19 protein-coding genes are annotated in these 21,256 nt (G+C 65.8%); 14 read left to right on the top strand and 5 right to left on the bottom strand.

The features are described from left to right. Positions 1-99 precede the first annotated feature (99 nt). The 3 genes from HMI58_RS02430 to HMI58_RS02420 are packed head-to-tail and all read left to right on the top strand — an operon-like array spanning position 100 to position 2,074. Complete coding sequence (locus HMI58_RS02430; protein ID WP_171618042.1) at positions 100-474, top strand: GntR family transcriptional regulator; 375 nt, start codon at positions 100-102, stop codon at positions 472-474. After that, positions 471-1,391, top strand: a complete 921-nt coding sequence (locus tag HMI58_RS02425; RefSeq protein WP_171618041.1) for an ABC transporter ATP-binding protein — start codon at positions 471-473, stop codon at positions 1,389-1,391. The genes HMI58_RS02430 and HMI58_RS02425 overlap by 4 nt, the downstream gene beginning before the upstream one ends. Next, positions 1,388-2,074, top strand: coding sequence for a hypothetical protein (locus tag HMI58_RS02420; RefSeq protein WP_171618040.1), 687 nt, complete (start codon positions 1,388-1,390; stop codon positions 2,072-2,074). Before HMI58_RS02425 ends, HMI58_RS02420 begins: the two co-directional genes overlap by 4 nt. On the opposite strand, the gene HMI58_RS02415 is transcribed toward HMI58_RS02420, so the two are convergent. Next, complete coding sequence (locus HMI58_RS02415; RefSeq protein WP_171618039.1) at positions 2,071-2,667, bottom strand: HAD family phosphatase; 597 nt, start codon at positions 2,665-2,667, stop codon at positions 2,071-2,073. The genes HMI58_RS02420 and HMI58_RS02415 overlap by 4 nt on opposite strands. A 90-nt stretch (positions 2,668-2,757) precedes the next feature. On the opposite strand from HMI58_RS02415, the gene HMI58_RS02410 reads away from it, so the two are divergent. Next, positions 2,758-3,756 carry an exonuclease domain-containing protein gene (locus tag HMI58_RS02410; protein ID WP_171618038.1) on the top strand — a complete coding sequence of 333 codons (999 nt, stop codon included), beginning with the start codon at positions 2,758-2,760 and terminating at the stop codon, positions 3,754-3,756. Positions 3,757-3,763: 7 nt separating this feature from the next. Here HMI58_RS02410 and HMI58_RS02405 read toward each other — a convergent pair whose 3' ends face one another. Continuing rightward, the gene (locus tag HMI58_RS02405; RefSeq protein ID WP_171618037.1) at positions 3,764-4,684 is read right to left on the bottom strand and encodes an SDR family NAD(P)-dependent oxidoreductase; all 921 of its coding nucleotides are present in this window, start codon (positions 4,682-4,684) and stop codon (positions 3,764-3,766) included. A gap of 80 nt (positions 4,685-4,764) precedes the next feature. After that, positions 4,765-5,814 carry an ADP-ribosylglycohydrolase family protein gene (locus HMI58_RS02400; RefSeq protein WP_171618036.1) on the bottom strand — a complete coding sequence of 350 codons (1,050 nt, stop codon included), beginning with the start codon at positions 5,812-5,814 and terminating at the stop codon, positions 4,765-4,767. Between the two features lie 197 nt (positions 5,815-6,011). Here HMI58_RS02400 and HMI58_RS02395 point away from each other — a divergent pair, with 197 nt between their 5' ends. From HMI58_RS02395 to HMI58_RS02380, 4 genes are all read left to right on the top strand, one after another. Further along, the gene (locus tag HMI58_RS02395; protein WP_171618035.1) at positions 6,012-7,055 is read left to right on the top strand and encodes an aquaporin; all 1,044 of its coding nucleotides are present in this window, start codon (positions 6,012-6,014) and stop codon (positions 7,053-7,055) included. A gap of 75 nt (positions 7,056-7,130) precedes the next feature. After that, complete coding sequence (locus HMI58_RS02390; RefSeq protein WP_171618034.1) at positions 7,131-8,297, top strand: exonuclease SbcCD subunit D; 1,167 nt, start codon at positions 7,131-7,133, stop codon at positions 8,295-8,297. Beyond that, complete coding sequence (locus HMI58_RS02385; RefSeq protein WP_171618033.1) at positions 8,294-11,428, top strand: SMC family ATPase; 3,135 nt, start codon at positions 8,294-8,296, stop codon at positions 11,426-11,428. The genes HMI58_RS02390 and HMI58_RS02385 overlap by 4 nt, the downstream gene beginning before the upstream one ends. Positions 11,429-11,505: 77 nt before the next feature. After that, the gene (locus HMI58_RS02380) at positions 11,506-12,780 is read left to right on the top strand and encodes an MFS transporter (protein ID WP_171618032.1); all 1,275 of its coding nucleotides are present in this window, start codon (positions 11,506-11,508) and stop codon (positions 12,778-12,780) included. A 12-nt stretch (positions 12,781-12,792) separates the two neighbouring features. Here the strand turns inward: HMI58_RS02380 and HMI58_RS02375 are convergent, their stop codons facing one another. Next, the gene (locus HMI58_RS02375; RefSeq protein WP_171618159.1) at positions 12,793-13,548 is read right to left on the bottom strand and encodes a helix-turn-helix domain-containing protein; all 756 of its coding nucleotides are present in this window, start codon (positions 13,546-13,548) and stop codon (positions 12,793-12,795) included. 102 nt (positions 13,549-13,650) lie between these two features. Here HMI58_RS02375 and HMI58_RS02370 point away from each other — a divergent pair, with 102 nt between their 5' ends. The 5 genes from HMI58_RS02370 to HMI58_RS02350 all read left to right on the top strand — a co-directional run bounded on the left by HMI58_RS02370 (position 13,651) and on the right by HMI58_RS02350 (position 20,038). Beyond that, entirely contained in the window at positions 13,651-14,202 is a 552-nt protein-coding gene (locus HMI58_RS02370) for a flavin reductase family protein (protein ID WP_171618031.1), read from the top strand. Positions 14,203-14,259: 57 nt separating this feature from the next. Then, positions 14,260-15,714: a 4-hydroxyphenylacetate 3-monooxygenase, oxygenase component gene (hpaB, locus tag HMI58_RS02365; RefSeq protein ID WP_171618030.1), complete on the top strand. Its 1,455-nt coding sequence runs from the start codon at positions 14,260-14,262 to the stop codon at positions 15,712-15,714. 115 nt (positions 15,715-15,829) lie between these two features. Continuing rightward, positions 15,830-17,566, top strand: coding sequence for a hypothetical protein (locus tag HMI58_RS02360; protein WP_171584252.1), 1,737 nt, complete (start codon positions 15,830-15,832; stop codon positions 17,564-17,566). Positions 17,567-17,716: 150 nt separating this feature from the next. Then, positions 17,717-19,048, top strand: a complete 1,332-nt coding sequence (locus HMI58_RS02355) for an MFS transporter (protein WP_171618029.1) — start codon at positions 17,717-17,719, stop codon at positions 19,046-19,048. 93 nt (positions 19,049-19,141) lie between these two features. Continuing rightward, positions 19,142-20,038 (top strand): Fpg/Nei family DNA glycosylase, encoded by an 897-nt coding sequence (locus HMI58_RS02350; protein WP_171618028.1) that lies wholly within the window; start codon positions 19,142-19,144, stop codon positions 20,036-20,038. Positions 20,039-20,074: 36 nt separating this feature from the next. Here the strand turns inward: HMI58_RS02350 and HMI58_RS02345 are convergent, their stop codons facing one another. After that, positions 20,075-20,560 (bottom strand): PGPGW domain-containing protein, encoded by a 486-nt coding sequence (locus HMI58_RS02345; protein ID WP_171584255.1) that lies wholly within the window; start codon positions 20,558-20,560, stop codon positions 20,075-20,077. A gap of 109 nt (positions 20,561-20,669) precedes the next feature. On the opposite strand from HMI58_RS02345, the gene HMI58_RS02340 reads away from it, so the two are divergent. Continuing rightward, a complete protein-coding gene (locus HMI58_RS02340) occupies positions 20,670-21,245 on the top strand; it encodes a dihydrofolate reductase family protein (RefSeq protein WP_171584256.1) in 576 nt (191 codons plus the stop codon). Positions 21,246-21,256: the final 11 nt, after the last annotated feature.

The raw sequence follows: 21,256 nt of genomic DNA, 5'->3' as shown, positions 1-21,256 counted from the left end.
TCACTTTCAAGAGGCATTGCCACGCATCCATTGCGGTTGTATGGTTAGTTACATAAGTAACTAACCAACTGACCAACTAACGGTCAACGGAGGGCCGAGATGATCGACGACAGTAGGCCCATCTTCTTGCAGATCGCCGAGGAGATTGAAAACGAAATTGTCGAGGGGACACTCGCCGAAGAGGCACAGGTCCCATCCACCAACGAGTTTGCCGCTTTCCACCGCATCAACCCGGCCACCGCTGCCAAAGGGGTCAACCGGCTTGTGGATGAGGGCATCCTGTACAAGCAACGGGGAATAGGAATGTTTGTAGCCACCGGGGCCCGAGCCGCGCTCCTGCAGCGCCGGCGGGACCGCTTTCTTGATCAGTACGTACGACCGTTGGCCGTCGAAGCGCGGAAACTGGGAATCAGCCCCCACGAACTTGCCGAGATGGTCCGGAGCAGCGAATCAGTTACGGGAGGTACGCCATGACCAGCGTCATCGAAACCCACAATGTGATCAAAACCTATCGCAACTCCACCGCACTCGATGGGGTGAACCTCTCCCTGGAGCCAGGGAAAATCTACGGCCTGCTGGGCCGCAACGGGGCGGGCAAAACCACCCTCATGTCTATGCTGACGGCGCAGGGGTTCCAGACCTCGGGAAGTGTCCGGGTGTTCGGTGAAAGCCCCTACGAAAACGATCGGGTCCTGAGCCGGATCTGCTTCATCCGCGAATCGCAGAAATATCCCGACGCCTTCACGCCGAAGCACGCCTTCCGTTCGGCCGCGCTGTTCTTCAGCAACTGGGATCAGGTACTCGCGGACCGGCTGGTGGATGACTTCCAGTTGCCGCTCAAACGCTCGATCAAGAAGCTCTCCCGGGGGCAGCTGTCCGCCGTGGGCGTGATCATCGGATTGGCTTCGCGGGCTGAGCTCACCTTCTTCGACGAACCCTATCTCGGCCTGGACGCCGTGGCCCGCCAGCTGTTCTACGATCGGCTGGTCGAGGACTACGCGCTGCACCCCCGCACGATCGTGCTGTCATCGCACCTGATCGACGAGGTGGCCAACCTCCTTGAGCATGTGATCGTGATCGACAAGGGTCGCATCATCATGAATGACGACGCCGAGAGCATCAGGGGCTCAGCCTTCACCGTGGTTGGATCAGCGACGGTGGTGGGGTCGTTCCTCTCCGGCCGGGAGATCCTGCACACCGACAACTTCGCCTCGCTCGCCTCGGTCACTGCCCTTGGTGTCCTCACACCGGGGGAAAAACGGGAGGCAGCCGAGCTCGGCCTGGAGTTGGCCCCCGTCTCGTTGCAGCAGTTGGTGATCCGTCGAACCCTCGCTGCAAGCACCGGGGATCTGAATGCCGTGGCCAACCCTTCACTGGAGGTATCGCAATGAACCGCATTGTCAACGTCATGCGGATGCAGCTGATCAACCGATGGACCTTTATCGGCATTCCCGCGGTGATCCTCGTCGCGTCCTTCGGATTGAGTTGGTTGATCTGGTCCTTGGTTCCCTATGAGGGAGCGAAGTATTCGGGTGGTTCCCAAGCCATCATGTGGTACTTCCTGGCGCTGGGAATCCAGTCGCTCACCATGACCTTTCCGTTTTCACAGGGGCTGAGCATCAGCCGCAAGGCCTTCTTCCTCGGAACCCTCGGACTGTTCTCGATCATCGCGGTCGTCACGACGGCGCTCTATTACGTGTTGAGCCTGATCGAGGTGGCGACCGACGGCTGGGGAGTGAACGGCAGGTTCTTTGCTCTCGAATGGATCGCCGAGGGATCCGGATTGCCGATGATGATCTTCTACTTCACGGTGATGATGGTGCTGTTCCTGATCGGTTTCTGGGCTGCAACCATCTACGAGCGGTGGCAGACCACCGGGCTCCTCGTCACGGGGATCGGCGCCGCGCTGATTGTGGTGGGCCTCGTCTTCTACATCACCCGGGCCGAACTTTGGGGACAGGTGGGACAGTTCCTGGGCAGCCAGTCGCAGCTGAGCGTCGCGGGATGGCTCGCCGTCGTGGGCGTCGCCCTGGCGGGAGGATCCTATCTCACCCTGCGGAGGGCGGTTCCCTAACTCCTGGGCACCAACTCCCTTTGCAGGTCGATGCCCGGCTGGTGCAGCCGGGCATCGAGTCCCACATCCTGGGCCGCGGCTACATTGGCCGGATTGTCGTCAACGAAGGTGACCATCCCGGGTTCCACCGCAAGGTCCCGCAGGACGTGCTCAAATATCTCCCGCTGCGGCTTCACCAGTGACAGCTTCGAACTGAAGTACCTGCGCTGGAAGTAGCCGGTCCAGGAGGCCTGCTCGAACCGCGACACCATCGGGGCCGGCATGTTGGACAGCAGCGCCAACCGGGCGCCCTGGCCACTGAGTTCCTCCAGCACATCGAGGGTGTCCAGATTGAAGTGGGACCACTGGTTGGCGTCAAGAGTGTCGAGCAGGTCTGTCCGTGACTCAGGGACCTCCCGACCGGTGACCAGCGACCAGTATTCGACCGAGGTATACCGGCCCGCGTCGAATTCCAGCCGGTGCTGCCAGTAGGGCGACCCAGGATCCATGAGAGGGACGCCCGCAGCATCCTCAAGGTTCAGCCAGTCCTCAGGGGTGGGCGCGTCGGTGATCACCATGCCGTAGTCAAAGAGGTACCACTGTGTGTTTCCCATACTTCAGGGTAGGGGAATGTGGCAGGTATCTCCCGGCGCGCGGGTGAACGTTGGGTAAAATTCAGTGCTGCGCCCCGTAGCGTTGACCGGGTGGGAATTGAGTTCACGGCCATCGACTTCGAGACAGCAAACGGGTTCCGCGGTTCGCCGTGCGCCGTGGGTCTGAGCAAGGTCCGGGACGGCAGGATTGTGGATGAGGCCCACTGGTTGATGCGGCCCCCCGTAGGCCACGACCATTTCGACTGGCGGAACGTCCGGATCCATGGCATCTCCCCGGAGATGGTGGCTGCGCAGCCCCGCTTCGGCGACCTCTTCCCCGAAATCGGCGCGTTCATTGGCGACGACGTGCTGGTGGCCCACAACGCGGCATTCGACATGGGCGTGATCAGATCGGGACAGGAAGTCTCGGGGATTGCCGGTCCCGCCTACAACTATTCGTGCACGGTAGTGCTGTCGCGGCGGAACTATTCGCTGCCGTCCTACTCGTTGCCGTTTGTCGCAGAAGCGGCCGGCGTCCCGCTGGTCAACCACCACGATGCGGTGGAGGACGCCCGCGCCTGCGCCGGGATCATGATTGACATCGCCCGGATGAACAACGCCGGTAGCCTCGAGGAACTGGCATCGATCCAGCGGCTCCCGTTGTCCACCCAGGACGCGTATGTGCCCGGCATGAATGAGGTGTCGAAGGCGACCCGTGGGGCGCTGGCCCGCGGGGCGGCCGCTGTCCGCACAGGACCATCGGGATGGCCTGACGAGGGGCTGAACCCGCCGGCGAACGGCGCAGCCGACCCCGCCAACCCGCTGTACGGCCAGACAGTGGTCTTCACCGGCACGCTCGGCATGCCCCGCCCGCAAGCCAAGGAACGGGCTGCATGGCTGGGGGCGCAGCCAGCGAGCACAGTCACCCGCCGCACCACAGTGCTCGTGGTTGGGGACGGATTTGTGGCCTCCGACCTGCGGAACGGCCGGGTCACTGGGAAGGCGCGGCGGGTCCTTGACCTGCACGAACGCGGCCAGCGGATTGAGGTGCTCTCCGAGGCTGAGTTCCTGCAGATGACCGAGGGCCGCTGGCCGGCCGACAGTCCATAACCGGTACCTAAAGGCTCAACTGCACGCCGGTGAGTTCCTGCGAGGCGTCGATCAGCCGCGACGCCGTGTTGCGCTCGCGGGCGTGTGATTGCGCCGGGACAAGTGCCGGGTTGCCCCGTAGCTGGAACCATCCCTGCGGCCCGCAGTAGGACCCATTGCCTACCGCAGCATCGGCTACCGCGCGGACCAGGGGCCACGCCCCGGTGTCCTTCCCATGGGAGACGGGTGCGAGGATGCGGCGTTGCGGGGCGGGCGAGGTGTTATTCAGCCCGATGCCCGGACGCTGGGGTGTGAGCATGTCCAGTGCCAGGCCGGGGTGGGCGACAATGCTCTGTACCGGGCTTCCCAGCAGATGCAGCCGGGCAGCGAGTTCGAAACCGAAGGTCATGACAGCGAGCTTCGACGTGGCGTAGGCCCGGGGGTTGTTGTACCTCGCGGGCATCAGGTCCGCGGTATCCAGGCGGACCCATCGGTGACTGATGCTGCCCAGGTGAACCACTCGCCCACGTGCCGCGGTGAGGGCGGGCAGCAGGCCAGCGGTCAGGGCGAAGTGGCCCAGATGATTGGTCCCGAACTGCAGTTCGAACCCGTCGGCGGTCTGCTGGCGGCCAGCGGCCCCCACCACCCCGGCGTTGGCCAGCAGGGCATCGATGGGACCTCTCGCGGACAGCAGGTCCACCGCCCGTCGTACGGAGTCCAGGCGGGCCAGGTCGAGTTCCTGGAACTCGACCCGCGCCTCCGGAACCTGGTGCCGGATCGCCGCAATCGCTGCCCTGGCCTTCTGCTCGTTCCGGGAGGCCATCACAACGCTCGCACCGGCGGCTGCGAGCTGCTCGCAGGCAAAATAGCCGAGTCCGGCGTTTCCGCCGGTGACGACGACCGTGCGGCCGCTCAGGTCAGACAGGTCGGTGGGGTTCCAGTTATCCATTCGACAAGACTAATTCCCCAAGCCCAGGCGCATTGACCCAGGGGTACCGGGCAGGCGACAGCGTGCATCGTGCGTCACGCTCACCCGGCCGAGGTGGTGTCCACCAGCAGCCGGGCCATGGAGGTGACGACGTCGGCCCCCTCCAGTGCGGCGGCCCAGCTGTCCGGGAGCCCGTCCCGGCCATAAAGCGCGCCCAGGATGTTGCCGGCCAGCGATCCGGTGGTGTCGCTGTCGCCGTCGTGGTTGATTGCGAGTGCAATCGCGGCGCGGAAGTGCTGTTCCGGCCCGGCAGCGGCTTCGCTGGCCAGGACCGCATAGACGGCGATTGCGAGTGCCTCGTCAGCCGTCCAACCCCCGCCGAGGGCAGCGCTCATCTGTTCCGGTGAGCCGTCGTCGTCGGCCAGCCGAACCGCCGTCTCAAGGAACTCGGCCAGTTCCGCGACGTTGGAGATGTGCGCCCGCGCGACCGCCGCGGAAACTGCTTCCCGCAGTGACATTCCCTGGCGCACGATGCCATGGATCAGGACCGCCACCACCGCTGCCCCGTGCAGGGCGGCGGGGTGGCCGTGGGTCAGGGCGGCAGCGTTCATGGCCAGTCGATCGGCTACCTCCACCGGAATGTGCGGCACCAGCCCAAAGGGTGCGGAGCGCATCACGGTGCCCGATCCCTTCGCCTCGGAGTTCACCGGCCGGGACAGGGTTCCCATTTCCCCGCCGCGCAGACCACTGAGGCAGGCTGCGCCGGGCCGGCGACGGTGCCGGAGCACCGTCTGGGCATCGATCCAGCGGGGCGGGGCGATGGGAGCCGACGACGGTGGCGTCTCACCCTGCGTCGCTAGCCAGCGGAGGTAGGCCAGCCAAAGACACGCCGTCTCGTCGGCGGCCACTCCCTCGTTGGCCCACTGAATGGCATCCACGAGACCGTCGACCGTGTAGAGGGACAGCTGGGTGTCGTCCGAGAAGCGAAAGACCCCGGACAACTGGGTGGGGGAGGTCAGCCCCGCCGGGCCATAGGCGGCCCTGATCGACTCAAGATCGAGGGTTTCGACGGCGAAGCCGAGCGCATCGCCGAGCGCGCCGCCCAGCAGGCAGCCATGGACACGGTCGGAGAAGGTGGGGTCGGTCAGCACCACAACAGTCTAGTGTCGGGTAGTGTTCTACTGCCGCGCCCACTATGGCGCCCGCTCTCAGCGGGCGTTCAGCAACAGGTGGAAGGCTTGACGGGTTTGCCCGACCGCACAAGACGGTCCCGGCAGCCAGCACGGTCCCGACAACAGCGTCGGCCACAACTTCAGCTTCTCCCACAGCTCAAAGGATTTCGTCCACCATGACGCAGACATCACTGCCCACCACTGAACAGCACGCAGAACCGGAACCGTCCGGCCGCGCCGCAATGATCAGCGACTTCTCCCTGGTGGCCCGGTCCCTGGCCGAGGCCGCCGGCTCATTCCTCCTGGTCCTGGCCGGTCTCGGGGTCACCATCCTGAACACCCAGACGGGGGTGCAGCCCACCCTCGCGTTCGGGCTGGCCCTGATCGGTGCGATTGTCGTCTTCGGCTATGTATCGGGCGGTCACTTCAACCCGGCGGTCACGCTCGGCTCGGCCATCGCGGGCAAGACCTCATGGACCTCGGTGCTGCCGTACATCGTGGCGCAGGTTGTTGGCGGCATTGTCGCTGCTGTCTTCATCTGGCTGCTCCTGAGCGCCAACCAGCAGTTCGCCGGAAGCGTCCAGGCGCTGTTCGCCGTCTCGGCCAACGGCTACGCTGACCATTCCCCGACCCAGTTCGCGCTGAGCAGCGCCTTCCTGGCCGAGGTGGTCGGCACCGCGATCTTCGTGGCAGTTGTCATCGGCGCGATGTCGCGGACCGCCACCGGATCGCTGCGCAATGCCGGCGGCCCCTTTGCCATCGGCCTGGTGTACGCGGCGCTGCTGACCTTCCTGCTGCCCATCAGCAACGGATCACTGAACCCTGCCCGTTCCACTGCCGCAGCCATCTTCTCCGAAAGCTGGGCCATCGAGCAGCTGTGGCTCTTCTGGGTAGCACCCATCCTGGGCGCGGCAATCGCCGGACTGATCTACCGCAGCACCGATCTGTTCGCCGGGCGCACGAAGGGTGCAAAGCCGGCCACGGTGACCGACGCCCCGGACACCAGTGCGGTTTCAGCTACTCCCGCCGATGGCACCCAGGCCTCCGCCACGCCGGGTGCCTCCCCGGCTTCAGCTTCTTCGCCAGCTACTGACCGGTACCCCGCCGACCACGCGCGCACCGGCCACCATGCTGACGAGGGGCAAGTGGACCGCCCGGCAGGCACCGACGACGCCCGCGCATTCTTCGACGAATCGGACGAACGCCGCGACGAAAAATAGGCCACCCAGCGGGCAAAGTCCGCACCGCCGGGTGCGCTCCGCAGGAATGTCGGTGGGGGCCGGTAGCTTGGAAGCATGAGGTTACTGCACACATCCGATTGGCACCTGGGACGGTCGTTCCACGGTGTGGGCACCCTCCAGTCGCAGCGGCTCTTCATTGATCACCTCGAGAAGTCGGTCCGTGAGTTTGAGGTGGATGTGGTGCTGATTGCCGGCGACGTCTACGATCGGGCGCTGCCCAGCGTGGACGTCGTCGGCCTCTTTGACGAGGCGCTGGAACGCCTGACCGCCGCCGGCGCGCAGGTGGTGGTCTCCAGCGGAAACCACGACTCTGCCACCCGGCTGGGCTTCGGCGGTCGCATCCTGGAACGCGGGGGAGTGCACCTGCGCACCCGGCTCGAGGATATTGCCCGGCCGGTCATTTTTCCCCTGGACGACGACGGCGCCGAGCTCGCTGTGTACGGCCTGCCATACCTCGAACCACGGCTGGTCGCGGAAACGCTCGGTGCCGAGGCCCCCAGCCACACAGCCGTCACCCGTGCGGCGCTGGACCTGGTTCGCTCCGATCTGGCGCACCGCCGGTCCGCAGGACCCGTCCGGTCGCTGGTGATGGCCCATACCTTTGCCAGCGGCGGCATCACCTCGGACAGCGAACGCGATCTCAGCGTAGGAGGGGTGGGAGCCGTCCCCCTGGATCTTTTTGAGACCTTCGACTATGCGGCGCTGGGGCACCTGCACGGTCAGCAGCAGCTCGCCACGAATGTGCGCTACTCCGGTTCGCCCCTGCCGTACTCCTTCTCCGAGGCCCGTCAGTCTAAGGGCGCGTGGCTGGTGGAGATCGGCCCTGAGGGGCTGGGTGACGTCCGCGCCGTCGAATGGCCCGGCTACCGTGAGCTCGCGGTGCTGACCGGCGAACTCGAAGAACTGCTGTCGGATCCCCGCCACGAATGGGCCGAGACCGCCTATTGCCACATCACGCTGGTGGATCCGGACCGGCCCAGCCACGCCATGGAGCGGCTGCGCAGCCGCTTCCCTTCGACCCTGGTCCTGGTTTTCGAACCACTGGGTGACCGCCAGAGCGCCGCCCAGACCTACAGCCAGCGGATTGCCAAGGCCACCGACGACGTGGACGTGTGCTGCGGGTTCCTCGATCATGTGCGGTCCCGACCAGCGAGCGAGAGCGAACGCACAGTGCTGGCATCTGTCCTGGAAACCGTTCGCTCGGCAGAGGTGGAACGGTGAGAATCCACCGCCTTGAACTGCAGGCCTTCGGCCCCTTCGCGCACCGGCAGGAGGTCGACTTCGATCGCCTGGGCGCCCATGGGCTCTTCCTGCTGAACGGTCCCACAGGGGCCGGAAAATCAAGCGTCCTCGATGCGATCTGCTATGCGCTGTACGGGTCAGTTCCGGGTGCCCGCCAGGGAGCGAAGAGGCTCCGGAGTGATCATGCACCGGAGTCCCTTGCCCCCGAGGTGGTCTGCGAGTTCAGCGTGGGCGGCCGACGGCTGGAAGTGATTCGCAATCCCCAGTGGAACCGTCCTGCCAAGCGCGGGACCGGCACCACCCCCGAGCCGGCGCGGACCCTGTTGAGGGAGAAGATCGACGGCGAATGGGTGCAGAAGTCCGCCCGCAATGATGAGGCCGGCGGCGAAATCCAGGCCCTGCTGGGAATGGACCGTGAACAGTTCACCCGAGTGGTCATGTTGCCGCAGGGCGAGTTCGCCGCTTTCCTGCGCTCCGATGCCAAATCCCGGCGGGACCTGCTCCAGAAACTCTTCGCCACCGACCGGTTCGAGAAGGTCGAACAGGTCTTGTCCGAGCGTGCCAGGACGGTCGGTGCCCGGGTGGCCGAGGCTGAAGCGGGGCTGACCCACATTCACCGTCGTGCGGTGGACGAGGTGCAGCGCTACGCGTTCACCGACGATGCGCCGACGGACGGGACAGCACCGGGAGGGCCGGCAGCGGCAGGGGGCGTTGACGGCGACGAGAGTCCCCTTACCCTTGCCGACCTTAGCGGCCGGCTCGAAACCGTCCTGGAGAACGCCCGACGGCAATCGGACGAGGACTCACGGAACCGGACACTGCTGACGCAGCAGCATCAGGAAACCCTGGCTGCCTACACCCGTCGGGAAGCGCTGGGAGCCTTCCGCGCCGCCGAAGAGTCACACGCTGCGCAACGCGGGGAGGCTGGGGACTTCCAGACGGCGGTGGACCGGGACCGTAAGGCACGCATCCTGGAGAGCGGACTGCGCACATTGGACCTGGCGGAGAAGGCATTACGGCTGGCAACAGGCCGGGCGCAGGAGGCAACCCGCGCGATGGCCGGCTCGCCGGTCGCGAGTTCCCGCCTCCCGGACCGTGAAAGCACCGGCCAGGAGGACGAGCTCTCCGCGACTGCAGAAACCATCGCCATGCTTGATGCAGCCTGCACCGCAGCGATGTCGGAACTCGGCGTCCTCCGTGCCGCCCTGCCGGAAGAACAGCGGCTGCAGAGCCTTGAGCAACGGCTCGCTGATTCATCGACCGAGCTGCAGCGCATCGACGCAGCCCTCGGGGAGTGCGCGGAGTCCCTGGTTGAGGTCCGAGCGCAGACAGCACTGGTCCAGGCGGAGCGGGTCGAACTCGAACGGACAGTCAATGGGACATCGGCGCTCGTCGAGCGGGTGGCGGAGGGTGAACGGCTCCTGGCGACCATCGCCGCGCTGGACGCAGCGCGGGCGAAGATGGCGAGCGAAGAGGACCGGTACTCCGCAGCCGAACGGCGTTTCCTCGAACTCAAGAGCATCTGGCTGGAGACCCTCCGGCAACGCCTGGAGCAGTCAGCAGCAGAACTGGCGGCCGGCCTCACCGACGACAGCGACTGCCCGGTCTGCGGCAGCCGGTCCCATCCGCACCCCGCAACGGCCGACGGCGCGAGCCTGATCACCCACGAGCAGGAACAGGCGGCACAGCAGGAGCAGCATGCCGCCGAACAGGTGGTGGAAGGTCTTCGGCGGGTGCGCGACGACGCCGTCCTGGATGCCGCACGGCTGCAGGCCCAGGGCGGGGACCGCGAGGTGGGTGCCGTCCGGGAGGCTCTCGAAGCTGACACCGCCCTCCTGGCGGAGGCCGTTGCTGCCGAGAAGGCGCTGGAGCGTGCGACCGGGCGACTGACCGCTCTGACTGCCCGGGAAGAATCACTCACTGCCCAGCACGCCGGGTTGGCTACGGCCCAGGCCGAGACCCGTACCTCAAGGACTGGACTGCAGGAACAACTGGGTGAGGTGCACCAGCGGCTGGCGACCCTTCGCGGGGAGTACGAAACCCTTGCCGAGCGGACCGGTGAGTTGGCGGCAGCACACCAGGCAATGGCCGGCTGCCGGGACGCCCTTCAGGATCTGGCGCGGGCCAGTTCCAGCCGGGAGCTGGCCTATGCCACCCTGTCCGAGGCGCTCGTAGGTTCGGCCTTCGACCACCCCGAGGAGGTGCGGTCGGCACTGTTGTCCCCAGTGGAACTCGACCATGCCGAGCTCTTCCTCGCCACCTACCACCGCGCCGGAGATCGGCTGGAGGCCGACCGAGCACGCCCCGACATTGCCGGGGCACTCAGGGACGAAGCGGCGGGGTTGCCGATCGTGACCAGCGAAGAGGTCGCCGCCGCAGCAGCAACGGAGGCAGAAGCCGCTGAGCGGGCCACCGCTAGCCTGCTCAGGCTGCGGATGGTCCAGGAGTCAACGCTGCAGCTCGACCGCTATGCGACCGAGCTCACCCGTCAGGAGCAGGTGGTGCTGCCGCTGCTGCAGGAGCGTGACCTGATCAAGTCCCTCGCCGACACCGCGGCCGGAGGCGGAGAAAACTCGTTCAAGATGTCCCTGGGCACCTATGTCTTGGCGGCGCGCCTGGAGCAGGTGGCCGACGCCGCCACCGAGCGTCTGCTGGCAATGTCCGACGGGCGCTACGCTCTGGTGCACAGTGATGCACTCTCAGGAAACCGGAAGTCCGGTCTGGGCCTGAACGTGATCGATGGGTGGACCGGAAACCGGCGGGATACCGCTACCCTGTCGGGCGGTGAGTCCTTCATGGCCGCACTGGCGCTGGCGCTCGGCCTGGCCGACGTCGTCCAGGCCGAGTCGGGCGGAATCGAGATTGAGACCCTCTTTGTCGACGAAGGGTTCGGCAGCCTGGACGAGCAGTCCCTGGAGCAGGTCATGGACGCGTTGGAGGGGCTCCGGGACGGTGGCCGGATGGTGGGACTGGTCAGCCACGTTGCGGAGCTGAAGCAGCGTATCGGTGCCCAGCTGCAGGTCGTTAAGGAACGCGATGGGTCCACACTGCACATCGTCGACCAGGTCCCAGGCCAGGTGCACCCCCCAGGCGTGCTGCAGACAGTGTAAATTGGGCTTGTTGACCGGGTTGGGCGCATCGGGAGGGGGGACGATGCGCGCTCAGTAGTATCCGGAAAGACCACACCATGACAACACCCGCAGTAGCCGGCAGCCGGCTGGGACGCTTTGGCCGTCTCCCCGCCTTGGCCGGATCATCCTTCCTCACCATCGGTTTCTTCGCACGGCTCCCGCTGGCCATGCTGACCGTCGGAGCCCTCACCCTGGTCACCGCAGCCAGCGGATCCGTGGCTACCGGCGGATTCGCCGCCGGAGCTGTGGGCGTGGGCTCGGCATTGGGCGCACCGATCCTCGGGTACCTCGCCGACCGCACCGGGCAGCGGCCCGTCCTGCTGATCTCGGCAGCACTGAACACCGCCGCCATCATCTGGGTGGTCGCGTCGAGCTACCTCGTCCCGGACTTCTCCGGAGCATCAACAGCAATGATTCTGGCCGCAGCGTTCGGTATGGGTCTGACCTGCCCCCAGATCGGGCCACTGGCGCGGGTGCGCTGGATCGCGCTGACCCGACGCTCCGAACCCGGTGACCTGGACACGGCGCTGTCCTATGAAAGCACCGCTGACGAGCTGACCTTCGTCCTTGGGCCAGCACTGGTGGGACTCCTCGCGAGCCTGATCGCTCCCTGGCTGCCGCTGACCCTCGCCGCCGTGCTCACCGTCGTGATGGTGAGCGCCTTCGCCGTGCACAGTACCGTCCAGGCGGTCGTCCCGCTCAGCCGCCGGCCCCGTCGCGCCCCGGAGGGTCAGTCACCGCCCCTTCGTGGCGCCCCCGGCAGCCGACGGTTCTGGTTACTGGTTCCCCTGCCCGTGTTCGGAATGGTGGCAATGGGCACCTTCTTCGGCTCGACACAGACAGCGCTCATTGCCTTCGCGGGAGAATTCGGTGCGGCGACCTCGGCCGGCCTGCTGTACGCGGTGATGGGTCTGAGCTCGGCGGCCGCCGCCCTGTCGGTGGCCTACTGGCCCGCACGGTTCTCGGCGTCGTGGCGCTGGATTCTCTCAGCGGGAGGGATGAGCCTGCTCACCCTGTTCCTCTTCATCCCGCAGGAGGTCCCCCTGATGCTGCTTGTCTTGCTGGTGCTCGGCGTCCCGGTGGGACCCACCATGGTCACCATCTTCAGCATCGGGTCCATGGTGGCTCCCAAAGAGCTCATGGGCACCGTCATGACCCTCCTGGCCAGCGGAATAGTCGCTGGCACAGCGATCGGTGCTTCGGTGGCCGGGACCATCGCCGAAGCCGAGGGATTCAGTGCGGCCTTCGCAGTTCCTGTCGCCGCTGCCGGTGCCCTGCTGCTGCTGGGCGTCGTCTCCCTCGCGGTTCCCCGCCAGCAGCCCGCGGACTAGCTCATCCGGAGGTCAGCGCAGCTGATCCTCGATGATCCGCGCGCAGTCAAGCAGGCGGGCGCCAAGTTCTGCGGGGGTGTGAAGCGAACGGATATAGACGACCGCCACCGCCGCCGGCGGCTCGCCAGGAATCCTCACCGGTACGGCCACCGACGACACCCCATCGATCACCTCGTCGTGGCTCACCGCATAGCCGGTGCGTTGGGCGGTGCGGGCATCGGCACGGTACGGCTGCCCCGGTGCGCAGCGCTCCCACGCCGGTTCGGAGAGCGCCGACTGGATGGCTACTCCCGGCGCCCCGGCGCTCACCGGGTGGCGGGTGCCGGGCCGCTGGGCCACTGTGGCTCCGGTGTGACGGGGTTCCACCGCAACGAGCGTCACGCACTCCTGCTGGTCGAGGACAACCACGAAGGCGGTCATGCCCAGCGTGTTCGCCAGCTGGGTCAGCTCTGGGAGGGCAGCTGACTGCAGATCGCTCGCGACGCCCCGGGCCAGGACTGCCAGGCCGGGCCCGGCCTTCACCCCTCCAGCCGCATCACGGACGACCAGCGAATGATCCTCGAGCGTCCGCAGGATCCGGTAGGCGATGGAGCGGTGAACGCCGAGACGCGACGACAGCTCGGCAATCGACAACGGTGAACTCGCTTCGGCCAGGATCTCCAGGGCGCGAATACCGCGGGAGAGGGTCTGCGAGTGCGTTGAGGCTGCCACCGCAGTCCCACTCCGGGCACTCTCCACGGCGGTCCCTCCTGGCGCTTCGACTGTCATCTCGGTCACTTCCGGTCAATATTTCACTATCTGAATGAAATGTTCAACTATAGAACAGCTAGGCTGGAAAGGAGCCAACGAGCCCATCGAAGGAGTCCCGCAATGATCGCGTCACCGCAGAACTGGGGTGCGGCTGGTGACGGTTTCGCCGCCCGCCGCCGCTCGCTCAACGCGCCCCGCGCGCACCACTTCAGGGGGAGCCTCGGCCGGTTCGCCACCGGGGTGGCCATCGTGACGTTCGACGGCGCCACCAAGCGCCACGGGATTACCGTCAATTCCTTCACCTCGGTGTCGATGGACCCGCCGCTGGTTCTGGTGAGCATTGCGCGCAGCACCAAGGCTCACGATGAACTGGCCGGACGTCCCTTCACCGTCAACATTCTCGGCGCCGAGCAACGCTCGCTCGCCATGCATTTCGCGGGCCGGCCCACCAACGAGCCCACCTGGCTGGAGGGCACCACGGCGCCCCGCCTGGCCAATGTGCTGGCCTTTTTCGAGTGCACGCCCTGGGCAGCGTACGACGGCGGTGACCACACCCTGTACCTGGGGGAAGTGCAGGACTTCAACTACCGCAAGGGCGATGCGCTCGCGTACGCCAACAGCACCTTCACGACCATTCCGGAGAACCAGCTGGGAATGGAAGACCTGCTCTAGCGGGTTGCACCACCGGCAGCACAATCAACAGCCACACCTCACGGCAACTGGAGCACAATGGGAATCCGATCCGGCACGCAGTACCTGGACAAGCTGAACTCCATGCGGCCGCACGTGGTCATCAATGGCGAGACGGTCAGCGAAAACGTCGCCGACCACCCGGCGTTCCGGAACGTCGCACGGACCTACGCCCGGCTCTACGATCTGCAGCACGATCCTGACTACACCGAGCAGCTCACCTACGTCTCGCCGACGAGCGGCGACCTGGTGAACGCCTCCTTTCTGGTGCCCCGGACCGTTGCGGATCTTCAGCGGCGCCGAGCGGCAACCTCCTGCTGGGCGGAGTACTCGCACGGGTTTTTGGGCAGGACGGGTGACTATATGAACGGTTGCCTGACGGCGCTGAGCACCGCCGAAAAGTGGTTCGCGCAGGCGGATCCGATGTTCGGCGAGAATATCCGCCGGTTCTACGAGCACTGCCGGGAGAACGATCTCCTCACCACCCACACCCTCATCCCGCCGCAGGTCAACCGGTCGGTGGCCGGGTCCGAGCAGCTGGGTGGCCAGCTCTCCGCCCGGATCACTGAGGAGCGCGACGATGGAATCATCATCAACGGGGCGCGCATGCTCGCTACCATCGCACCCATCGCCGACGAACTGCTGGTGTTCCCCTCCACCCTGTTGCGGGGAACACCGGAGGATGCTCCGTACTCCTATGCGTTTGCGCTGCCGAGCGACACCGAAGGCCTGAGGTACCTCTGCCGTACCTCGCTCTACAACGGGGGATCGACGCACGACGAGCCGCTGGCGTCGCGTTTTGAGGAGATGGACGCCGTCGTCGTCTTCGATAACGTGTTTGTGCCCAATGAGCGGATCTTCATGCTGGGCCACCCGGAGCTGTGCAACAGTTTCTACTCCGACACGGGCGCCGGAGCGCTGATGACCCACCAGGTGGTCAGCCGGACCATCGCCAAGAGCGAGTTTTTCCTGGGCCTGGCATCGGAGCTGTCGCAATCGATCGGCATCGACGGTTTCCAGCACATCCAGGAGGATCTCGCCGAACTGATCCAGACGGTGGAAATCGGCAAGGCCCTGATGCGGGCATCGGAAGTGGATGCGCAGCGCAACGACGACGGCGTCATGCTGCCGAAGTGGACCACCCTGAACGCCGCTCGGAACTGGTATCCGAAGGTGGCTCAGCGGTTCCCCGAGATCATCAGGAAGTTCGCCGCGAGCGGCCTGATGGCACTGCCCGGGGAAGCCGATCTGGCCAGCGCGGCGTTGCCGGACATTGAGCTATACCTGCAGGCGAAGACCCTCACCGGACCCGAGCGGGTGCGGCTGTTCAAGCTGGCGCACGACGCGTCGATCTCCGGGTTCTCCGGGCGCCAGGCCCTGTACGAATACTTCTTCTTCGGTGACCCAGTGCGGATGGCCGGAGCACTGGTGAAGAGCTATGACACGGCGCCGGTGCAGGCGCGGGTCCGTGAGTTCCTGAACCGTTCGGACTGACCTGGCCTGACTGGCGACTAACCGCGACGGGCTGCGCCGCCGCCCAGGTACTTGATAGCCCGGACCCGGTCGGCTACTTTTGCGCTATCGGTCTCACCAGCGATGGGAGAGAACCGTGTCCGGCACCGGGTCAGAGTCCACCAATCGATCGTCGTCGGGCACCGGATCAGGGCCCGTTGCCCTGGCGGTGGCCGCGGTCCTGCTCGGCGGGTACGCCGGGCTCATAGTCACCGCCACGCCGTCGTCGGCGGTGGTGATCGACGAGCGTATCCCGTGCGCCGAGCTCCTCCCACCGGACTACGCCGAGGCTTTCGCCGGTGCAGGCTACGAACTTGTCGACCTGGGTGAGGATCCGTCGGGGGATCCCAACGACCCCTTCGTCGCCAACGGCGGAAGCAGCTGCCGGTGGGGGATACCCCAGTCGGACATTCTTGAACCCTTCAGCTACTCACCGCTGGACGACGCCGCCGCGCAGGAGCAGCGGAACCGACTTCTGGGCGAGGGGTACAGCCAGGAACAGACCGACGACGGCCTCATCCTCCGGCCGCCGCCCGAGGAGGGCTTCGGCAACTTCTTCCCGGATTACCAGTACGTCTTCACTGATGGCTTCTGGTTCAACGCGGGCAGCCCTGAAATCATTGCCCAGATGCGTGAGACGGTCGACGCCGCGGAACCACCTGCCGAACCCGAACCGGAGCCCACTGTGGAACCCGATCCGCTGCCGGAAGTCACCCAGCAGGAAGTACTGGTTGAGGAACCGGTTACCGCGCTCCTTCCCGACCAGCCGCCCGAAATCCAGGTGTTCGGTGCAGCTGAACCGTCGGTCCTGAGCGGGCTGCGCCCGGTCGGAGACGTGGTGCTCACCCCCGCCGTCGTCACGGGCACCGTCACAGTAGCGGTCATCTTCGCCGCAATTGTCGGACTGCCCGGCAAACTGATGGAACAGGCCCTGGCCGGGAACTGGGACCGGATCCGGCGTCATCTCACCCCTCTGACCACGCCCCTGCACCGCTGGCGAGAATCACCGGGGGCCCGGACCGTCACAGCCAGGCTCTCCGCCGCACCGCAGTGGGCCGCCATCGCAGGCGGTGTGGTCATCGCCAGCATCCTCTCGGGATTCATTGACCCGGAGTTCGGCCTCAATCCCGGGTCGCTCAGGATGTTCCTCTCCTTCGCCGTGACCTTCATGGTGGAGGGTCTGCTCGGGCTCGCGGTGATTGCCCTCATCCTGCGGAGCAGAGGTGAGACCGTGGGGTTGCACCTGAGGTATGGTTCCTTGCTGGTGATCGTGGCGGCAGTGGTCCTCAGCCGGGTAACTGAATTCCAGCCCGGCGTGGTGTTCGGCCTCATCATTGCGCTGAGCTACGCATCGACCGGGTCCCTGCGGCGGGAGGCCGCACTCACCGGCGCGGAGGTGGGGTACGTCCTGGCCCTGGGGATCGGGAGCTGGCTCACCTACAGTGAGCTCACTGAACGCAGCGGCGCATCGCCCGGGCCGCTGGATGTATTTGTCATCGAGACGGCTGCCGGCCTGGCCATCGGATGCCTCGCCGCGCTGCCCCTGGTCCTGCTGCCGTGGCGCGGCCTGCCCGGAGGCACGCTGTATGCGTTTAATCGCCGGCTGTGGGCGGCCAGCTATCTTGTAGCCAGTCTGACCTTCGTCGTCGTCGTGATTCCCTTCCCTGAAAGCTGGCAGGCAGTCGAAACGTCACTGATCACGTGGATCGCGCTGTACCTGGTGTACGCGGCGATGGCGGTGTTCGTCTGGTGGTGGTTGACCCATCTGTGGCCTGGAACCGATGATCCCGCCGAGCCGGAAGCGCTGGACCCGGAGCTGGAGGGTCGCCGGTAACCTGCCGGGGTGCTGGGGTCGCCCTTCCTGACCTCTGACGGCGACGTTCCCGCGGGGTGCACGGATTAAAGTGACAGGGGGTAGTATGATCAGCGTCACAATTACCGAACGTTCTGTCAGTAAATAGTCCGCCCCACCCTGGAGTACACAATGACGTCTTCTTCAACCAGCGTTGGCCAGACCAACCAGCGCGTGACCCGCGAGGAACGCAAGGTTCTCGCGGGGACCCTGGTCGGCACCACCATCGAGTGGTACGACTTCTTCATTTTCGCCCAGCTCACCGCAACAGTCCTGGCGGGGCTTTTCCTGACCCCGCTGTCGGAGTCCAATGCGGGCCTGGCCCAGATTCTCTCCTTCGCCCTGATCGGTATCAGCTTCCTGTTCCGTCCGCTCGGCGCCATCGTCGCCGGCCACCTGGGCGACCGGATCGGCCGCAAGGCAGTCCTGGTGATGACCCTGCTCCTGATGGGCGGCGCCACCGCGCTGATCGGCCTGCTGCCGACCTACGCTCAGATCGGCATGTGGGCGCCTATCCTGCTCATCCTCTTCCGTATCATCCAGGGCTTCTCGGCGGGTGGCGAATGGGGCGGTGCGGCCCTGATGGCTGTAGAGCATGCACCGGTACACAAGCGTGGACTCTTCGGTGCCTACCCGCAGATCGGCGTCCCGATCGGCATGATCCTGGCAACCAGCCTGCTCCTGCTGCTGCGCACGGTCCTCACCGAGGACGAGTTCCTCGCCTGGGGCTGGCGGATTCCGTTCCTCCTCTCGGTGGTCCTCATCGTGGTGGGCTACCTGATTCGTCGCTCAGTCGCCGAGAGCCCCGTGTTCAAGGAAATGGCCCAGCGCAAAGCTGAGAGCAAGGCGCCGTTGCGCGAACTGTTCAAGAACCACACGAGGAACGTACTCCTGTCCGCCGCCATCTTCATAGGCAACAACGCGGCTGGCTACCTCCTGATCGCCTTCTTCATCTCCTACGCGACCGGACGGCTGGGTCTTCCCATCACCGACGTTCTGCTCGCGACGGTGCTGGCCTCGTTCGGTTGGCTCATCTTCACCATGGTGGGTGGCTGGCTCTCCGACAAGATCGGCAGGGTCCGCACCTTCCAGATCGGTTACGCCTGGGTCTTTGTCTGGATGATCCCCATGTTCATGATGATTGACACCGGTGACATCGTGCTCTACGGCATTGCGCTGTTCGTGCTGACCATCGGACTGGGACTGTCCTACGGGCCCATGTCCGCCATGTACGCCGAGATGTTCCCCGCCCAGGTGCGGTACTCGGGCATCTCGATCGGGTACGCCCTCGGTGCGATCCTCGGTGGTGCCTTCGCCGCGACAGTGGCACAGGCCCTGCTCGAGGCATACGAGTGGTCCGGGTCGGTCGCAATCTACATCATGGTGCTCTGCGTGATTTCCTTCATCGGGGTGAGCCTGGTCAAGGAAACCAAGGGCGCACCCCTGGGTGTGTCGCACCACTAGCGGGACCAGCCCAACCTCAAGAGGCCGGAAGCGGCGGGAGAACTCCCACTGTTTCCGGCCTCTCGTCTTGCCGGACAGTGTTAACCTAGGTCCATGCCAGAGATGCCTGAGGTGCAGGGGCTAGTTGATTTCCTGCGACGGAAGTTGATTCCCGACGACGGACCCCCCGCCATAGTCGCCGACGTTGAAGTCGCATCCTTCTCGGTGCTGAAGACGGCGCAGGTACCGGTGCGCGCGCTCACCGGCGAGCCGGTGCAGTCAGCTCACCGGCGCGGGAAGTTCCTGGTGCTTCAGATCGGCGGGAAATACCTCGTGATGCACCTGGCACGGGCCGGGTGGCTCAGGTGGTCCGATAATCTCAGCACCACGCGGCTAAAACCAGGCAAGGGGCCGATCGCGTTGCGGGTACGGTTCGCCCACGGCGGGGACGACGCCGGCGCGGGCGACCAGCCTGGTTTTGATCTGACCGAGGCGGGCACCCGGAAGTCGCTGGCAGCCTATCTGGTGGAGCATCCCGACGAGGTGCCCGGGATCGCCCGTCTGGGGCCGGACGCCCTGGACATGGACCTGGACTCCTTCGCGGAATTGCTGAAGTCCCACGCCGGCCAGATCAAGGGCCTCCTGCGGGACCAGTCGAAGGTGGCGGGAATCGGGAACGCGTATAGCGACGAGATCCTCCATGCCGCCCGTCTGTCGCCGTTTGCCCACGCGAACAAACTGGACGACGACGCCGTCGCTACCCTGCACGCCACGATGCGGCAGATGCTGCAGACGGCCATCACGGCGGCGTCGGGAAAGCCAGCCAAGGAACTCAAGGACACCAAACGGGAGGCGCTGCGGGTCCATGCGCGGACCGGGGAGCCCTGCCCGGTGTGCGGAGACACGGTGCGTGAGGTGTCCTTCGCGGATTCCTCGCTGCAGTACTGCCCCACCTGCCAGACCGGCGGGAAGCCCCTCGCCGACCGGCGAACCTCCAAGTTCCTGAAGTAGCGAGCCCGCAACCTCGTAGGCTGCGGGCTCCGTCGCCTACGGGCGCAGGGGAGGGGAGACAGGTGCTCCGGTCGCCGATACCCGGCGGGGGCGGAACCGGCGAAAGCTATACACGATCAGGGAAATGGCGATCACGCCCGAGCCGATCATGGTGCCGCCCGTGACCCACCCGCCAGGAAGCCACCAACGCTCCTCCAGTGGCCACCATCCGGGTGTGGGTGGCTGCAGCCCCCAGATGACACCGATCGTCATCAGGATCAGGGCACCCAGGACGCTCAAGGCGATACGGGGCCAGGTCTGAACTCCCAACTCCGCCGCGTGCAGGGCGCGCGCCTTGATGGGGTGCAGCAGCCGGTCGGCCCATGCGTACCGCAGGGACAGGATGGTGAGCCCGGCAGCGAGCATCAGGAGACCGGGGCCGGGCAACACCAGTGCTGCCACGCCCAGAACCACCAGGGTCCACCCGCCCACTTCGATGGCGACCCGCCGTATCCACGGGTGAACCCGATCCGACTTCATCATGGAATTAGCTTCCCATACTCGGCAGGCAGGCGGGCGCGCGGCCGCGACCGGCACAGCCCCACCGGCTAGATGCTGGACACCGGACCGCCCAGAACGGAAGGATGACCCCATGGGCAGACTGATCTACTCCATCATGAGTTCGCTGGACGGCTACATCGCCGATGAGGCGGGCACCTTCGACTGGGCTGTCCCCGACGAGGAGGTGCTTGACTTCATCAACGACCAGGAGCTCAAAGTTGGTACTTATCTTTACGGGCGCACCACGTACGAGATGATGACCGGCTGGGAAACCGATGATAGCTACGCCGCACAGTCGCCGCAGTCAGCGCGTTTCGCGGGCATCTGGCAGGGGGCTGAAAAGATCGTCTACTCCACCACGCTGGCCGACGTGTCGACCCGGCATACCGGCCTGCGCCGCGCGTTCGACGCCGACGAGGTCAGGCAACTGCTCGACGGCGCCACCGCCGACGTCAACATCGCTGGGCCCACCCTCGCCGCCCATGCGTTCACCGCCGGGCTGGTTGACGAGATCCAGGTGATCGTGGCGCCGGTGATCGTGGGCGGAGGAACGGCGTTCTACCCGAAGGCCCACGTGCCCCTGGTGCTGCGCGACAGCCGCACCTTTGGAAACTCGATGGCCTGGCTCCGGTATGAGGTCGTTAGGATGGCAGGACGAGTCGAATAGCAACCAGAAGG

Origin of the sequence: Arthrobacter sp. 147(2020), from assembly GCF_013116715.1 — a bacterium.
GTDB lineage: Bacteria > Actinomycetota > Actinomycetes > Actinomycetales > Micrococcaceae > Arthrobacter_D.
The sequence above is the reverse complement of the archived record's forward strand: the minus strand, read 5'-3'. Positions and strand labels throughout refer to the sequence as shown.

Bases quoted from the DNA above. Each gene is read 5' to 3' on its own strand.
- hpaB (WP_171618030.1), top strand. From the start codon at position 14,260: ATGGGAATCCGATCCGGCACGCAGTACCTGGACAAGCTGAACTCCATG.
- HMI58_RS02430 (WP_171618042.1), top strand. From the start codon at position 100: ATGATCGACGACAGTAGGCCCATCTTCTTGCAGATCGCCGAGGAGATT.
- HMI58_RS02405 (WP_171618037.1), bottom strand. From the start codon at position 4,684: ATGGATAACTGGAACCCCACCGACCTGTCTGACCTGAGCGGCCGCACG.
- HMI58_RS02355 (WP_171618029.1), top strand. From the start codon at position 17,717: ATGACGTCTTCTTCAACCAGCGTTGGCCAGACCAACCAGCGCGTGACC.
- HMI58_RS02390 (WP_171618034.1), top strand. From the start codon at position 7,131: ATGAGGTTACTGCACACATCCGATTGGCACCTGGGACGGTCGTTCCAC.
- HMI58_RS02350 (WP_171618028.1), top strand. From the start codon at position 19,142: ATGCCAGAGATGCCTGAGGTGCAGGGGCTAGTTGATTTCCTGCGACGG.
- HMI58_RS02370 (WP_171618031.1), top strand. From the start codon at position 13,651: ATGATCGCGTCACCGCAGAACTGGGGTGCGGCTGGTGACGGTTTCGCC.
- HMI58_RS02420 (WP_171618040.1), top strand. From the start codon at position 1,388: ATGAACCGCATTGTCAACGTCATGCGGATGCAGCTGATCAACCGATGG.
- HMI58_RS02425 (WP_171618041.1), top strand. From the start codon at position 471: ATGACCAGCGTCATCGAAACCCACAATGTGATCAAAACCTATCGCAAC.
- HMI58_RS02375 (WP_171618159.1), bottom strand. From the start codon at position 13,548: ATGACAGTCGAAGCGCCAGGAGGGACCGCCGTGGAGAGTGCCCGGAGT.
- HMI58_RS02340 (WP_171584256.1), top strand. From the start codon at position 20,670: ATGGGCAGACTGATCTACTCCATCATGAGTTCGCTGGACGGCTACATC.
- HMI58_RS02395 (WP_171618035.1), top strand. From the start codon at position 6,012: ATGACGCAGACATCACTGCCCACCACTGAACAGCACGCAGAACCGGAA.
- HMI58_RS02415 (WP_171618039.1), bottom strand. From the start codon at position 2,667: ATGGGAAACACACAGTGGTACCTCTTTGACTACGGCATGGTGATCACC.
- HMI58_RS02380 (WP_171618032.1), top strand. From the start codon at position 11,506: ATGACAACACCCGCAGTAGCCGGCAGCCGGCTGGGACGCTTTGGCCGT.
- HMI58_RS02345 (WP_171584255.1), bottom strand. From the start codon at position 20,560: ATGATGAAGTCGGATCGGGTTCACCCGTGGATACGGCGGGTCGCCATC.